Source organism: Kluyvera huaxiensis (genome assembly GCF_040149365.1).
In the GTDB taxonomy this organism is placed as follows: domain Bacteria; phylum Pseudomonadota; class Gammaproteobacteria; order Enterobacterales; family Enterobacteriaceae; genus Kluyvera; species Kluyvera intermedia_A.
Window position 1 is genome coordinate 342,302 of record NZ_JBEFLV010000001.1, and the last position, 15,001, is coordinate 357,302.

A 15,001-nucleotide genomic window follows, 5' to 3' on the forward strand; every position below is an offset into this window, starting at 1 on the left:
CAGCGACGCCTGTAAAAATCAAGGCAATGAATAATTCAACCGGGTGAAAGTTTACGTGATGCACATGTCAGGTGGATTGAGTTAGCGCAATTTTTTGCAAAACCGCAAAAAAATGTTAACCCTGTAACAATCTAATCAGCAATGTTCCGTTATAGAGCGCGTCTTTGACCAGTGCAGCGCCAGCCATCGTGCCACGGTTAGAGAACTGCGTCTGCTCAACGGAAATATGTTTACTGTATGCCGGGAGGGACTGTTGATGAATACAGTCACTGATGGCCGGGAAGAGAATGTCAGAAGCCTGATTGAACGGGGAACCGATAAGAATTTTTTGCGGGTTAAACAGATTCACCATGATGGCAAGGATGCGCCCAACGTTGGTACCGATACTGCCGATAATGTCTTTGGCAAGCAAGTCGCCCTGCACGGCCGCCTGACACAGCCAATCAACGGTCAGCGGCTTTTGATGCAGCATTGAGCTCATCGATTGCTGCATGCGCACCTGCGTCAATTCCAGCACGCTTTGCACACTGGCAATGGTTTCCAGGCAGCCATGATTCCCGCAGTAGCAGCGCTTTCCATAGGGGTCGACCTGAGTATGGCCAATCTCCACCAGGCTGCTGCTGCCCGCGTGTAGCAAACGCCCGTCGGTTATCACCCCGGCGCCAACGTTATGGTCAATCACCACCTGGATGACATCCCTGGCCCCGCGCGATGCTCCGAACAGCGCCTCGGCCATCGTCCAGGCGCTAATATCATGCTGGAGATAAACCGGAACGCCAGTATGCGCTTCCAGAGTTGCCCCCAGCGGCACGTCGGTAACTTCGTAAAAAGGCATGCGGTGGATAATGCCGTTTTCAGTATCAATGATGCCGGGAAGCGTAATGGCAATCGCCGTTAAACGCTCCAGCAGATTCTGGTGACGAATGAAAAACTGGTCGATATGGGCAAGGACGCGGCTTAAAAAAGGCACTTCATGCTCGAGCGCCAGCTCAAGCTGCTCTTCAACCACCAGCTTACTGCTCAGATCGCGCAGTGAAAGATGGATATCACCCCGCCCAATACGAACGGAAAGATAGTGCCAGGCTTCGGTTTCCACCATTAACCCAACCGCAGGACGGCCACGGCTGCCCACTTCCTGAATTTCCGTCTCCTGAACCAGGTGCGCTTCCAGCAGTTCACGGACAATTTTGGTGATACTGGCCGGGGCCAGCTGCGCGAGTCGTGAGAGATCGATACGGGATACCGGGCCGAGCTGATCAATGAGGCGATAAACTGCCCCCGCATTGGTCTGCTTAATTTGATCGATATGGCCTGGCTGACTGTCCGCTACCACCGTAAAACTCCCTTATTTTCGCGCTTCGAAATAAACTTTGGGCTATGGTGAAGTACTTCAATGGCCTGCGTCAAATTTTTACTTAGCCTTGTGATTTACTGCACATTTTTTCACACTTTTGGCGTAGAAACGCTCACCTTTGCCGCCGTTAACAGATGCTGCTTAAAACGCTCGGCCGCCTGGCTGAGTTCATGATGTTTTGACCAAACCAGCCACATTTCCGATACCGCATCCTCTTGCGCAATCGGAACCCAGCGCATTTCCTGCAGCTGCACCCGCCGGAATGAAGCGGGCAAAATCGAGACGCCCAGTCCCGACGCCACCAGGCCAATAATCGTCATAGCCTCCCCCACTTCCTGAGTAATGGTTGGCGTCACCCCATAGCGTCGCATCAGGCCAAGAATATCGTCGTACAACCCGGTTCCCACGTGCGGATCAAAGAAGACGAACGGCTGCTGGCCCAGTTCAACCAGGCTCACCGATTCCTGACTGGCCAGCGGATGATCGCGATGGATCATCGCCAGCAGCGGTTCGCGCAGAATAACCTGCCAGTCGAGCGTGTCTGGCAACTGCGTGTTACGCATCAATCCCAGCTCCAGACCGCCTTCGGTCAGCGGCGAGATTTGTTCGCGGGTATTGGTCTCGCGGGTCTGGATATGTACATCAGGGTAACGCTGGCGGAAGGTCGATAAAGTATCGGAAACAGCCTTAATAAACGGCGCAGACGACGTAAAGCCGATGCGCAATTCACCCGTTTCGCCATGGTGCAAACGGCTTGCCCGCGCGGCGGCCTCATTGACCTGCAGCAAAATCTGACGACTGTCGGCAAGAAACTGCCGCCCTGCTTCCGTCAGGCTCACGCTGCGATTAGTACGGGCAAAAAGACGGGCGCCCACTTGCTGTTCGAGGATCTGAATCTGCTGGCTCAGCGGCGGCTGGGAGATGTTTAAGCGCGCAGCGGCGCGACCAAAATGCAGCTCCTCAGCAACGGCGACAAAATAGCGCAGATGACGCAGTTCGATATTCATACTTTAAAAGTCTTAATTGAGATTATTAATATATTAGACAGAATATTTGCGATTTCCTACTCTAATTATGTGACCTATGTCGTTATTACATCTCGTTTTTAAGCAAGGATTTTCCCGTGAGCCGCACAACGACCGCAGACCATACACCCGTTATTGATGTCCGCGATGATAGCCCTTCTCCATCCAACACCTTTATCCGTCGCGGTACACCGCCGTTTATCCGCGTTACCCTCGCGCTGTTTTCCGCCGGGCTGGCAACCTTTGCCCTGCTGTACTGCGTTCAGCCGATTCTGCCGGTGCTCTCTCACGAATTTGGCGTCTCTCCGGCGCAAAGTAGTATTTCGCTGTCAATTTCGACCGCCATGCTGGCGGTAGGGTTGCTGTTCACCGGCCCGCTGTCCGACGCAATTGGCCGCAAGCAGGTGATGGTTACCGCCTTAGTGCTGGCGTCGTGCTGCTCGCTGCTCTCAACCATGATGACCAGCTGGCACGGGATTTTGATTATGCGCGCGCTGATTGGTCTCTCGCTTAGCGGGGTGGCCGCCGTCGGCATGACTTACCTCAGCGAGGAGATTCATCCCAGTTTTGTTGCTTTCTCGATGGGGCTGTACATCAGCGGGAACTCCATCGGCGGCATGAGCGGCCGTTTGCTTACCGGGGTCTTTACCGACTTCTTTGGCTGGCGCGTGGCGCTGGCGGTCATCAGCGCCTTTGCGCTCGGGGCGGCCATTATGTTCTGGCGCATATTGCCGGAGTCCCGCCATTTTCGCCCCAGCTCGCTGAAACCTAAATCGCTACTGATTAACTTCCGCCTGCACTGGCGCGATCGCGGTCTTCCACTGCTGTTTGTTGAAGGTTTTCTGTTAATGGGCGCCTTTGTGACGTTGTTTAACTACATTGGCTACCGTTTGATGCTCTCGCCATGGTCGCTGAATCAGGCGGTAGTTGGCTTGCTCTCTGTCGCTTATCTGACCGGCACGTGGAGTTCACCGAAAGCCGGGATGATGACCACTCGCTATGGCCGCGGGCCGGTGATGATCTTCTTTACCGGCATCATGCTGCTTGGTCTGCTGTTAACGCTATTTTCACCGCTGTGGGTTATCTTCCCGGGGATGCTGCTTTTCTCCGCCGGTTTCTTCGCCGCTCACTCGGTTGCCAGCAGTTGGATTGGCCCACGTGCGCGCCGCGCCAGAGGCCAGGCCTCGTCGCTTTATCTGTTCAGCTATTATCTTGGTTCCAGCATTGCCGGGACTCTTGGCGGTGTGTTCTGGCATCAATATGGCTGGAACGGCGTAGGCGGGTTTATCGCTTTGCTGTTGGTTGGCGCCCTGCTCACCGGCCTGCTGCTGCATAAACGCTTGCGCTAATCATTAGGGGCGGTTAATGGTTTGCCGCCCATTATTTTTAGTACTTATGTTATTGACATAAAATGCCTTGCCATCTCGCCATACTAGATGGCAATTCCTATAATGAAGCCACTTTTGACTTATCCGTTTGGCGTTATGACTCCCTACACTAGCAATACTCAGCTCAATCTACGCATTATCTCGATAGTCGTTTTCACCTGTATCTGCTACCTCTCTATCGGTCTTCCGCTGGCGGTACTGCCGGGTTTTATTCACTACGATCTCGGCTACAGCACGCTGGTGGCCGGGGCGGTTATCAGCCTGCAATATATTTCCACCCTCGTCAGCCGCCCTCATGCCGGGCGCTATACCGATATCTGGGGGCCGAAAAAGGTCGTCAGTCTGGGGATTATTTGCTGCCTGATGAGCGGTTTATTTACCCTCGCTGCGGCAGCCGTGATTGCAAGTCCGCTAACGGCGGTCGCGCTATTGCTCATCGGGCGCGTGTTTTTGGGGGTCGGCGAAAGCTTCACGTCAACCGGGTCAACGCTGTGGGGCATTAAAACCGTCGGCGCAATTCACACCTCACGCGTGATTTCGTGGAACGGGGTCGCCACCTACGTGGCGATGGCCGCCGGTGCGCCGCTCGGTGTGCTGCTCAACGGTTGGTTTGGCATCGGCGGTTTTGCGGCGCTTATCGTCATCATTGCGCTGATCGGCCTGTTGTTTGCCCGCACCCGCGATGATGTCAGCGTGAGCGCTGGCGTGCGTGCCCCTTTCCATGTGGTGGCTCGCAAAATCTGGCCCTACGGTCTGGGTTTAGGCTTAGGCACCGTCGGCTTTGGCGTCATTGCCACCTTTATCACCCTCTACTTCACCGCTCATGGCTGGCAAGGGGCGGCGTTTACGCTGTCGCTGTTTAGCATTGGTTTTATCTGTATTCGCCTTGTCCTCGGCAATACTATTATTCGCTTTGGCGGCATTCGCGTGTCGCTCATTTGTTTTGTGGTCGAATGCCTGGGGCTCTTAATTATCTGGTTGGCACCCAACGCATGGCTGGCGGGGGTAGGCGCGTTTCTTACCGGTTCAGGCTTCTCGCTGGTATTCCCGGCATTGGGCGTTGAGGCGGTTAAGCAGGTTGAGGAGCAAAACCAGGGCACAGCGCTCGGCACCTACTCCGCATTTCTCGATCTGGCATTAGGGATAACCGGGCCGGTGGCGGGCTGGATTGCCGGTTATTACGGGCTGGAGAGTATTTACCTGATTGCTTCGGTGGTGGTGGCGATGGCCTTCGTACTTATCCTGCGCGTTTACCTGTCTCAGCGTTCCAGCCAGTCGGCCTGTCGCAGCTAACTCGTTATGGGGTAATGAAAATTGCCCCGTACATAGAGTCTACAAATCTCGTACATTACGTTACACGCCGAAACCAATCACTCACGGAAAGCCTAAGCGCTCGAAGGTATAGTTCTTTCAACGGCCCCGCAGTGGGGTTGAATGAAAAAACCAATTCGAGGGTATTAGAATGAAAAAAGTATTAGCTCTGGTTGTTGCCGCTGCTATGGGTCTGTCTTCCGCTGCATTCGCTGCTGACGCAGTTGCAACTCCGGCTCCGGCTGCCACTGCGACCGCTACCCACGCGGCTCCAGCGAAAACCACTCATCACCAAAAACACAAGAAAGCCGCTGCAGCTCAGAAAGCTCAAGCTGCTAAAAAACACAAAAAAGCAGCCGCTAAACCTGCTGTAGAGCAGAAAGCTCAGGCCGCTAAAAAACACAAAAAAGCAGCAACTAAACCAGCTGTAGAGCAGAAAGCTCAGGCTGCTAAGAAACACAAAAAAGCGGCAGCTAAACCTGCTGTAGCTCAGAAAGCCCAGGCTGCTAAAAAACACAAAAAAGCAGTTAAACACGAAGCTGCAAAACCAGCTGCACAGCCAGCTGCATAATTGAAGCGGTAGGATATTCTTGATGATACATCGGCGCTTATATAGCGCCGATTTTTTCCTGGAGAGCAATCATGTTGCGGCGCTATCGTTTCGAGCTCATCCTGGCTTTACTTATCATCTGCGCACTCATCGCAACCCAGTTTTTCTTTTACTGAGCGTAGTTCGCTGATTTTTCTCCCACTTTTCATTCCTCCCGTCTATAGTAGTCTCATTGGGTATTTCTTTTATAATCATAATTGCCCCATCAGAGAGTCATATGCGTACAGCCTTTGTGTGTTGTTTACTGGGATCGTTGTCGGTAACGCCTTTTCTTTCACACGCCGATGATGGTGATAGCGGCATCAGCGCCAAAGATATTAAAACCCTGTTCTTTGGTCAGGACGATCGCGTTCTGGTGACGAACCCGGCACAGCCGCCGTGGGATGCCATCGGACAACTGGAAACCGCTAGCGGCAACCTGTGCACCGCCACCTTAATTACCCCCAACCTGGCGCTAACCGCCGGACACTGTCTGCTTGAACCGCCGCGCGGCAAGCAGGACAAAGCCGTCGCCCTGCGTTTCGTGTCGCAAAAAGGCAGCTGGCGCTATGAAATTCATGGTATTGAAGGACGCGTCGACCCGTCCCTTGGTAAACGACTGAAACCTGACGGTGACGGCTGGATTGTTCCGGCGTCCGCCGCGCCGTGGGATTTCGGCCTGATAGTATTGCGCTATCCGCCGTCCGGGATCACGCCAATTCCGCTGTTTACCGGCGATAAAACCGAGTTGACCGCCGCCCTGAAGGCCGTTGACCGTAAAGTCACGCAGTCAGGCTATCCGGTCGATCATCTTGAGTCGCTGTACAGCCACCAAAATTGTCTGGTGACCGGATGGGCACAAGCTTCCGTCCTTTCGCACCAGTGCGATACCCTGCCGGGCGATAGCGGCTCGCCGCTGCTGTTGAAAACCGACGCGGGCTGGCAGGTGATTGCGGTACAAAGTTCGGCTCCGGCGGCAAAAGACCGCTGGCGGGCCGATAACCGCGCCATCTCCGTGACCGGTTTTCGCGACAAGCTGGAAGCACTGGCCGCCGGAAACTAACTTTGTCGCTGCTGGTGTCGCAACGCCAGCAGCGATGACAACGGCATCGGCTCGCTGAAGTAAAAGCCCTGTAGTTGATCGCACCCCGCCAGACGTAACAGCTTCATCTGCTTCTCCGTTTCCACTCCTTCGGCAATCACCGTCATCCCCAGCGCGCTGGCAATACGGATGGTTCCGCCCACCAACGCCGCCGCCTGATCGTCATTATCCACCAGCCCGGCCAACGATTTATCGATCTTAATGGTGTCAAAATTAAACCGCCGCAGATAACCAATGCTGGAATAACCGGTGCCAAAATCATCCAGCGCCACCGCGGTGCCCAGCGCTTTTAGCGCCGAAATAGCCGCCCGCGCGCGTTCCGGTTTTTCCAGCACATAGGTTTCGGTCACTTCCAGTTGCAACCTCGCCGGAGGGAAGCCAGACGACTTCAGCACCCTGGAGACTTTTTCTTCAAACTCCGGGTCGCGAAACTGCGCCGGGGAGATATTCACCGACAGTTTTAAATCGTTATGCACCAGCAGATCCCGACAGGCGCGAGCCAGTACAAATTGACCCAACGAATAAATCAGCCCACTGGTTTCCGCTATGGTGATAAACGCATCGGGCATCAGTTCCCCTTTTGCCCGGCGCGGCCAGCGCACCAGAGCTTCAACGCCGACCATCGCCTGAGAACGCGCGCAGACAATCGGTTGATACCACACCTCAAATTCATCATGTTCCAGGCCATGACGAATATCGTTTTCAATCGACAACTGGTATTCGCGGACGCTGTTCAGTTCGGCATCGTAGTGGGTAATGCGCCCCTTACCGGTAATTTTGGAGTGATACATCGCAATATCCGCCTGACGAAACAGCTCAGAGCTGGAGCAGGACTGCAACGCACCGCTGGCAATACCAATACTGGCGCTGATATGCAACGTCCGTTCACCAATACGAATGGGCGTATTGAGGTAATCCAACACCCGCACGGCAAACTCGGTGGCGCGAGCCTCGGAATGTTGTCCGCCGACGGTCATCGCAAACTCATCGCCGCCCATACGCGCCAGCATCCCTCCCGAGGGCACCAGCTTTTGCAGCATATCGGCGATATGGATAATCAGAATATCGCCGATATCATGGCCGTAGATGTCGTTAACATCTTTAAACCCGTCAAGATCGATAAACACCACCGTTTTCAGATCTTTGTCGCCACGCAGGCTGATGCGCTCAAGCTGTTCAATCAGCGCCCGACGATTGGGTAAATGGCTGAGCCAGTCGGTGAGCGCAATTTCACGCGCCTGGCGTTCACCGCGGGCCAGCTTCCATAAACCAAGGCTGCTCAACAAAATAAACAGCAGAATCAACCCGGTGGCCAGCAGCACGATTTCACGAATTTGTGGCGATGCCGCATTTGCCGCTTCAACACCCGGCTGACGCAACTGCCAGTTAAGCCAGCCCACCACCCGATCTCCGGCAGTGCGGATTGGAATGTTGTACTGGTTTTGCGGCGCATCGGTGAGGGTCAGATTTTCAATCTGAAAGGTATTGCCGAGATTGCGCAGTAGCGTCGGATTGACGTGGCGAGTGATAACCAGATAACGACGGGTCGCGTCATAAATCTGCAACCGCCCCGTCATCGGCCGAATAAGCCCTATGCCAATAAATGCAACCCCTTCGCGGGTCCGCGTAATACCGGCAAACATGTTCTTCCCTTCGCTGAGCGACGCCCTATTCCGGTCGATCAGCGCCTGTAGCCCATCGCCAAAAAAGCGCAGTTCCTGCTCGTTAAAAGGTTTGCTGTGAAAAGCGCCCCATAGCACGCGATAGTTTTCGTCAAGCACGAAAGTACCGTCGTAAAGATTATTGATTTTGTAACCGGCACCCCAGGTATTGTACAACCAGGTGGTATCCAGCGTCGGAGGGTAAACTTTACGAACGGCATCGTCCCAGATGGCGTTATCGATAACCAGCGACAGCACGCGGTTAATCGATGTCTGAATTGCCCCATCAACGGAAAGTGCAGATCGACGAGCGTCAATGTCGTTGGTTTTAGCGCTAATCAACTGCTGCGAGAGATACAGCAATGAGATAATAGAAAAAATCAGGCCGATGCCGGCTAAAAAGATCATCACAAACAGCGTTCTGGCCGTGGCTATATTGCGCCAGCGTGACGGATTTAACATGTATCACCCTCGCATACGCTCGATTAACCCTTTGTTACAAGCGTAATACAGACAGGCGATTTCGCTGCCCGATTTCTCAGGCAGCGATCACATCAGGCGAGTTTAATCAGTACCATTCCGACCAAAAGCAGACCGACGCCGACCCAGCCCTTATAATTCAGGCGTTGACCGAAGAGGATCCACCCTGCCGCAAGCGTTGCGGCAACCCCAAAACCACCCCAGATAGCGTAAGCCACCGAGAGGTCGATACCTTTTACCGCCTGCGACAGCGCACTAAACGCGGCCAGTACGGCGACCAGCGAAAGAATGCCGTACAGTTTGCGGCGAAAACCGTCAGAGAACTTCAGGAAAATATTAGCGACAATTTCCAGAACGATGGAACCTGCCAGCCATGCGCCGTGAACCCACTCAAACTGCTGCATGGTCCACCTCGTTATTCATCGGCTTGCTCGGGGATTTACGCGTCCCCGATTTAATCAGCACGATACCGGCAACCAGCGTCGCCAGACCTGCCGTTTTCATCACCGTCAGGCTTTCGTCGAACAGCAGAACGCTGAACAGGGTAATAAGCAAAATACCGATCCCTTCCCACAGCGCATAGGCCACACCGAGGGCGATCTTTTTTACCGCAAACGAAAGGAAAATATATGACAAGGCGATCATCACGAGCATCAAAATAAAGCCGGTGTTTCCATCACTGACGCTTGCCCATTTCATAGACAGCGTACCCGTAATTTCTGCAACAATGGCGAGGGCTAATAAAATCCAATAAAACATGGTGCTTCTCCTGCATGAGAATATAATCCGTCGCAGCTTGCGAGAAACGCAAACTGAAAAAAAATGATTAAAATTTAGCTCAAACGAAGAAGGAGACTAAAGCGCGTTGCGCCAGTGCTGCTCACCATAGAAGGCAGAATAGGAAGGTAATACAGAAGGTTTGGTAGAAAGGTACGTCCTGAACAAATTGTCCATAAAATTACAATTATCCGCGGTATTGCTTCTCATCATTGCGGAGTAAAATTGTCCTCAGTAGTTAAACACAGCTAATTTCTAACACAATTGTCAAAGTATCTCAAAATGTTTTCAAATCTTTACTGATGTTGTTTGATGTGAATGCATTTATTATCAGGCAAATCGCAATTATCATATTCGTTATAGTTTTTAGCTGGAGTTAACCCAACATGTCCAGGCCAATCATCACCCTTAATGGATTAAAAATTGTCATCATGCTGGGCATGCTGGTGATCATTCTTACCGGTATCCGTTTTGCTGCGGAAATTATTGTTCCGTTCGTACTAGCACTATTTATTGCGGTGGTGCTTAATCCGGTGGTACAGCTGCTGGTGCGCTGGCGGGTGCCTCGGGTTCTGGCAATTTCGCTGCTGATTGCAGTGATCATCATGGCCGCCGTGCTGCTGCTCGCCTCTCTGGGTACCTCGCTCAATGAACTGGCACGCACCCTGCCGCAATATCGTTCTTCGCTGGCGGTGCCGCTGTATAACCTGCAGCCATGGATGCAACGCTTTGGTATCGGCGTTAGCCCCGATGAACTGATTAAGTATATCGACCCCAACGCCGCCATGACGCTGGTTTCCCGGCTGTTAACGCAGCTATCTAACGCCATGTCATCTATCTTTTTACTGCTGCTGACGGTGGTATTTATGCTGCTCGAAGTCCCGCAGCTACCGGCTAAACTTCAGCAGGTAATGACCCGGCCAATTGAAGGAATGGCGGCCATTCAGCGGGCGCTGGACAGCGTGTCGCACTATCTGGTGCTTAAAACGGCAATCAGCGTCGTAACGGGCCTTGTCGCGTGGGGAATGCTGGAGCTGCTGGATGTGCGCTTCGCCTTTATTTGGGGATTGCTGGCCTTCGCCCTCAACTATATTCCGAACATCGGCTCGGTGCTGGCGGCAATCCCTCCTATCCTGCAGGTTCTGGTGTTTAGCGGCTTTTACGATGCGCTTATCGTACTTGCGGGGTATCTGGTGATTAACCTGATTTTTGGCAATATTCTCGAGCCCAGGATCATGGGACGCGGCCTCGGTCTTTCGACTCTGGTGGTGTTTTTGTCGCTGATCTTCTGGGGATGGCTGCTTGGCCCGGTCGGTATGCTGCTGTCGGTACCGTTAACTATTATCGTTAAAATTGCCCTTGAGCAGACCGAAGGCGGAAGAAGCATTGCCATTCTGCTAAGCGATCTGAGCAAGTAACATTCAGAATAGCGACAGTAGCAGCGCAACAGGGAAACTAAACGGCCAGGTTGCGCCAATCAGCAGCGCCGCGATTAAGCGGATGGTGGCGCTTTCTTTGGTGAGAAACCAGGTAATAAAAGCACAGATAACGCCCATCACCGCATAAAAGATGAGCATATGTTGGTACAGCGTCACCAATCCAGTCCTTATCATTGATAGTTAAAGCGGCGCAATATGCTACGTTTTTTGACGTACATCAAGTTTTTCGCCGCTTCCGCTCGAGAATATTCAGCACACAGCAACTCATCTCCAGATGAATTATCTGCATGAAAAACGGAATGTAGAATTATGTTATGCCTATGAAGCGGTTAATTCTGTGATTTAGCCAACGCTTAGCGTTTTAACTGGGATGCGGCAAAAATACTGTCTGCGGAAGGATCGCTGACGTAACGGTTGGGATCATACTGCGGAATCAGGTTTACTTTTTCTGTGTCCCAGGCTTCGCCCAGACAGGCCGCCGTGGCGCGGTTATTGCCATCACAGGCCGCAATGCGGCTTGCCGAAAACCAGGTACCCACACCTATCGCTGCGGCAATCACGACCGCGGTACAAACAAGACTTTTATTCATCGCTCTGACTATGCTCAGTTTTTCAACGGCGCGGATCCTCGCACGTTGTTTCTCGCATGTCAAAAAAGCGGGGCTGCGCGGCAGGCATGGCGCCTACCGCGAAGGGGGTAATTAGTGCTTTATCATGACGTGACGGACTACGGTGTAATCCTCCAGCCCGTACACCGACATGTCTTTCCCATAACCCGACAGCTTCTGTCCGCCGTGCGGCATTTCGCTCACCAACATGAAATGGGTATTCACCCACGTGCAGCCGTACTGTAGACGGGCGCTCAGCCGATGCGCTCGCCCGACGTCCTGCGTCCACACCGATGACGCCAGGCCGTACTGCGAATCATTGGCCCATGCCAGCACCTGCGCTTCATCGTCGAATACGGTGACGCTAACCACCGGACCAAAGACTTCGCGCTGGACAATATCATCCTCCTGCTTCGCACCTGCCAGCAGCGTCGGCTGGAAATAGTAACCGTTGCCCGCCACTTTCTCTCCCCCGGTCACGACTTTGATATGCGGCAATGCTTTTGCCCGCGTCACCGCCTCGCTCACCCGCGCTAGATGAGCCTGTGAGCTGAGCGGCCCTAACTCGGTTGCCGGATCGTCTGGTGCGCCAGGCCGGATACTGGCCACTGCCGCCGCCAATTTTTCGACCAGCTTCTCGTAAATCCCCTTCTGGGCATAGATTCGACAAGCAGCGGTGCAATCCTGTCCGGCGTTATAAAAACCAAAGGTTCTCACCCCTTCGACCACTGCATCAATATCCGCATCATCAAACACAATCACCGGCGCTTTGCCGCCCAGTTCCATATGGGTACGTTTAATCGATGGCGCAGTATGGGCAATAATATGTTCACCGGTGGCAATCGAACCGGTTAACGACACCATCCGCACGCTGGCATGTCCGGTCAGCGGATCGCCAACGGTCTTGCCTCGGCCAAACAGCACGTTAATAACGCCCGCCGGAAAGATATCTTTGGCCAGTTCACCCAACGTTAACGCGGTCAATGGGGTAATTTCTGACGGCTTAATCACCACACAGTTCCCCGCCGCCAGCGCCGGTGCTAGCTTCCACGCCGCCATCATCAGCGGATAGTTCCACGGCGCAATGGAGGCCACCACGCCTACCGGATCGCGGCGAATCATCGAAGTGTGCCCTTCCAGATATTCTCCTGCCGCCAGCCCGTTAAGGCAGCGTGCGGCACCCGCGAAGAAACGAAAGACATCAACGACCGCCGGGATCTCATCGTTTATCACGCAGTGCAGCGGTTTACCGCAGTTGAGCGACTCCAGTTTGGCGAAGATTTCAGCGTGCTCTTCAATCACATCGGCCAGCTTGAGCAGGCATTCTGCACGCTGTTTTGGGGTGGTTTGTCCCCATTGTTCGAACGCGCGGTCGGCGGCAATCACCGCCGCATCAACTTGTCCGGCGGAGGCTTCGGCAATTTGCAGCAGGATCTCACCCGTCGCCGGGTTATATACCGGCTGCGTTTCGCCTTCACCTGCCACCAGTTCACCATTAATCAGTAACTTATGTTGCATAGCATGATCCTGTTTTATTTAAACGTCGTACTTCCACCGGCGGCGCCTTCGTCTTCGCGAGTCAGCCACCATGCCCCTAAAATCGGTATCATCGTCAGTAACATCACCAGCAGCGCCACGACGTTTGTCACCGGCACATCCCGAGGCCGCCCCAGTTGGTTGAGCAACCACAGCGGCAGCGTGCGCTCGTGCCCGGCGGTAAAGGTGGTAACGATAATTTCATCAAACGACAGCGCAAACGCCAGCATCCCCCCAGCTAGCAGCGCCGAACTCAGGTTTGGCAGCACCACGTGACGGAAGGTTTGCCAGCCGTTAGCGCCCAAATCCATCGATGCCTCAACGAGGCTCCACGAAGTACGGCGGAAACGGGCAATCACGTTGTTAAACACCACCACCACGCAAAAAGTGGCATGGCCAATAATAATCGTGACCAGCCCTGGCTCTAGGTTGACGGTTTTAAATGCCGTCAGCAGCGCAAGACCGGTGACAATACCCGGCAGCGCAATCGGCAACATCAGCAACAGCGACACTGCGCTTTTGCCAAAAAAGTCCCGTCGCCAAAGAGCCGCTGCAGCAAGCGTGCCAAGTATTAAGGCAATGCACGTTGAGAAGGTGGCAATTTTAAGTGACAGTGTCACAGCATCGAAAATATCCCCGCGCCCTGCCGCCTCGCTAAACCAGCGCAACGTCAACCCCTGAGGGGGGAAACTGAACGCCGCGTCTTCGGTGTTGAAGGCGTAAATCGCGATAATGGCCAGCGGGAAATGCAGGAAGATAACGCCTCCCCAGGCGGCAATTTTGAGGAATAGCGGTGCCCGTTCAGAGTGCATCAAACGCTCCCAGGCGCTTCACGAACGCCAGATAAAGGGCAATAAGAACAATCGGTACCAGGGTAAACGCCGCCGCCATCGGCATATTGCCGATAGCCCCCTGCTGGGAATAGACCATATTGCCGATGAAGTAGCCCGGCGGCCCCACCAGCTGCGGGACGATAAAATCACCCAGCGTCAGCGAGAAGGTGAAAATTGAACCGGCGGCAATCCCAGGGATAGCCATTGGGATAACCACATGGCGGAAGGTCTGGCGTGGTAATGCACCAAGATCGGCAGAAGCCTGCAACAACGACGCGGGAATACGCTCCAGCGCGGCCTGCACCGGCAGGATCATAAACGGCAGCCAGATATAGACGAACACCAGGAAGCGACCCAAACCGGATGTCGAAAGCGTATTACCGCCAACGCCCGGCACCGACAGAATGGCGCTCAATACCGACCCCAGCCCCATATGATTGAGGAACCACTGTGCGACGCCGTCTTTCGCCAGCAGCAACGTCCAGGCGTAGGCTTTAACGATGTAGCTGGCCCACATCGGCAGCATCACCGCCACGTAGAAAAACGCCTTTTGCTTACCGCTGGTATAGCGCGCCATATACCACGCCATCGGGAATGCCAGCAGCGCGCTGGCGAGAGTGACCGCCAGCGCCATCACCAGCGTACGCAGGATAATGTCGTAGTTGGCCGGGTTAAACAGCGCGTACAGATTTGCCAGCGTTAGCGTTGGCGTCACCGACATGGTGAAGTCATCGAAGGTATAGAACCCCTGCCACAGCAACGTCAACAGGGAACCAAAATAAACGATGCCAAACCACATGAGCGGGCCAAGCAGCAGCAGGAACAGCCCCAGCGTCGGCCGACGCCAGAAGAGACTCGACAAGCGTTTCAAGCCGCGCGAGGGAGGAACCGGTGTCAT

Annotated in this window: 17 protein-coding genes; 6 read left to right on the plus strand and 11 right to left on the minus strand. The window is 53.9% G+C overall.

From position 1 onward, the window contains the following. Nucleotides 1-115: 115 nt before the first annotated feature. Both mlc and ABOC97_RS01675 read right to left on the minus strand, forming a co-directional pair. On the minus strand, nucleotides 116-1,333 hold the full coding sequence (gene mlc / locus ABOC97_RS01670) for a sugar metabolism global transcriptional regulator Mlc (protein ID WP_234506324.1): 1,218 nt from the start codon (nucleotides 1,331-1,333) through the stop codon (nucleotides 116-118). Nucleotides 1,334-1,443: 110 nt separating this feature from the next. Further along, nucleotides 1,444-2,361 carry a LysR family transcriptional regulator gene (locus tag ABOC97_RS01675; protein WP_234506321.1) on the minus strand — a complete coding sequence of 306 codons (918 nt, stop codon included), beginning with the start codon at nucleotides 2,359-2,361 and terminating at the stop codon, nucleotides 1,444-1,446. Between the two features lie 116 nt (nucleotides 2,362-2,477). Between ABOC97_RS01675 and ABOC97_RS01680 the strand changes: the two genes are divergently transcribed. The 5 genes from ABOC97_RS01680 (at nucleotide 2,478) to ABOC97_RS01695 (ending at nucleotide 6,730) form a co-directional block, all read left to right on the plus strand. Further along, nucleotides 2,478-3,728: an MFS transporter gene (locus ABOC97_RS01680; protein WP_459253809.1), complete on the plus strand. Its 1,251-nt coding sequence runs from the start codon at nucleotides 2,478-2,480 to the stop codon at nucleotides 3,726-3,728. A 135-nt stretch (nucleotides 3,729-3,863) separates the two neighbouring features. After that, on the plus strand, nucleotides 3,864-5,060 hold the full coding sequence (locus ABOC97_RS01685) for an MFS transporter (RefSeq protein ID WP_349593544.1): 1,197 nt from the start codon (nucleotides 3,864-3,866) through the stop codon (nucleotides 5,058-5,060). A 169-nt stretch (nucleotides 5,061-5,229) separates the two neighbouring features. Continuing rightward, nucleotides 5,230-5,649 carry an acid resistance repetitive basic protein Asr gene (gene asr, locus ABOC97_RS01690; protein WP_349593258.1) on the plus strand — a complete coding sequence of 140 codons (420 nt, stop codon included), beginning with the start codon at nucleotides 5,230-5,232 and terminating at the stop codon, nucleotides 5,647-5,649. Between the two features lie 71 nt (nucleotides 5,650-5,720). Then, nucleotides 5,721-5,804, plus strand: coding sequence for a small membrane protein YdgU (gene ydgU, locus ABOC97_RS24005; protein WP_459253816.1), 84 nt, complete (start codon nucleotides 5,721-5,723; stop codon nucleotides 5,802-5,804). Between the two features lie 101 nt (nucleotides 5,805-5,905). Beyond that, nucleotides 5,906-6,730 (plus strand): trypsin-like serine peptidase, encoded by an 825-nt coding sequence (locus ABOC97_RS01695; RefSeq protein WP_349593261.1) that lies wholly within the window; start codon nucleotides 5,906-5,908, stop codon nucleotides 6,728-6,730. Here the strand turns inward: ABOC97_RS01695 and ABOC97_RS01700 are convergent. The 4 genes from ABOC97_RS01700 to ABOC97_RS24010 all read right to left on the minus strand — a co-directional run bounded on the left by ABOC97_RS01700 (nucleotide 6,727) and on the right by ABOC97_RS24010 (nucleotide 9,900). After that, nucleotides 6,727-8,892, minus strand: a complete 2,166-nt coding sequence (locus tag ABOC97_RS01700) for a putative bifunctional diguanylate cyclase/phosphodiesterase (protein ID WP_349593264.1) — start codon at nucleotides 8,890-8,892, stop codon at nucleotides 6,727-6,729. The genes ABOC97_RS01695 and ABOC97_RS01700 overlap by 4 nt on opposite strands. A gap of 92 nt (nucleotides 8,893-8,984) precedes the next feature. Then, nucleotides 8,985-9,314 carry a multidrug/spermidine efflux SMR transporter subunit MdtI gene (gene mdtI, locus ABOC97_RS01705; protein WP_349593267.1) on the minus strand — a complete coding sequence of 110 codons (330 nt, stop codon included), beginning with the start codon at nucleotides 9,312-9,314 and terminating at the stop codon, nucleotides 8,985-8,987. Next, on the minus strand, nucleotides 9,301-9,669 hold the full coding sequence (gene mdtJ / locus ABOC97_RS01710; RefSeq protein WP_234506301.1) for a multidrug/spermidine efflux SMR transporter subunit MdtJ: 369 nt from the start codon (nucleotides 9,667-9,669) through the stop codon (nucleotides 9,301-9,303). Before mdtJ ends, mdtI begins: the two co-directional genes overlap by 14 nt. 96 nt (nucleotides 9,670-9,765) lie before the next feature. Then, nucleotides 9,766-9,900, minus strand: a complete 135-nt coding sequence (locus ABOC97_RS24010; protein ID WP_459253810.1) for a protein YdgV — start codon at nucleotides 9,898-9,900, stop codon at nucleotides 9,766-9,768. 173 nt (nucleotides 9,901-10,073) lie between these two features. On the opposite strand from ABOC97_RS24010, the gene ABOC97_RS01715 reads away from it, so the two are divergent. Next, nucleotides 10,074-11,105, plus strand: a complete 1,032-nt coding sequence (locus ABOC97_RS01715) for an AI-2E family transporter (protein WP_234506299.1) — start codon at nucleotides 10,074-10,076, stop codon at nucleotides 11,103-11,105. A 3-nt stretch (nucleotides 11,106-11,108) separates the two neighbouring features. On the opposite strand, the gene ABOC97_RS01720 is transcribed toward ABOC97_RS01715, so the two are convergent. From ABOC97_RS01720 to ABOC97_RS01740, 5 genes are all read right to left on the minus strand, one after another. After that, a complete protein-coding gene (locus ABOC97_RS01720) occupies nucleotides 11,109-11,282 on the minus strand; it encodes a GhoT/OrtT family toxin (protein WP_349593272.1) in 174 nt (57 codons plus the stop codon). 197 nt (nucleotides 11,283-11,479) lie between these two features. Next, complete coding sequence (locus ABOC97_RS01725; RefSeq protein WP_349593274.1) at nucleotides 11,480-11,716, minus strand: hypothetical protein; 237 nt, start codon at nucleotides 11,714-11,716, stop codon at nucleotides 11,480-11,482. Between the two features lie 111 nt (nucleotides 11,717-11,827). Beyond that, nucleotides 11,828-13,252, minus strand: coding sequence for an aminobutyraldehyde dehydrogenase (gene patD / locus ABOC97_RS01730; protein WP_349593277.1), 1,425 nt, complete (start codon nucleotides 13,250-13,252; stop codon nucleotides 11,828-11,830). A gap of 14 nt (nucleotides 13,253-13,266) precedes the next feature. Next, entirely contained in the window at nucleotides 13,267-14,082 is an 816-nt protein-coding gene (locus tag ABOC97_RS01735) for an ABC transporter permease (protein WP_234506291.1), read from the minus strand. Beyond that, nucleotides 14,072-15,001: an ABC transporter permease gene (locus ABOC97_RS01740; protein WP_414467742.1), complete on the minus strand. Its 930-nt coding sequence runs from the start codon at nucleotides 14,999-15,001 to the stop codon at nucleotides 14,072-14,074. The genes ABOC97_RS01735 and ABOC97_RS01740 overlap by 11 nt, the downstream gene beginning before the upstream one ends.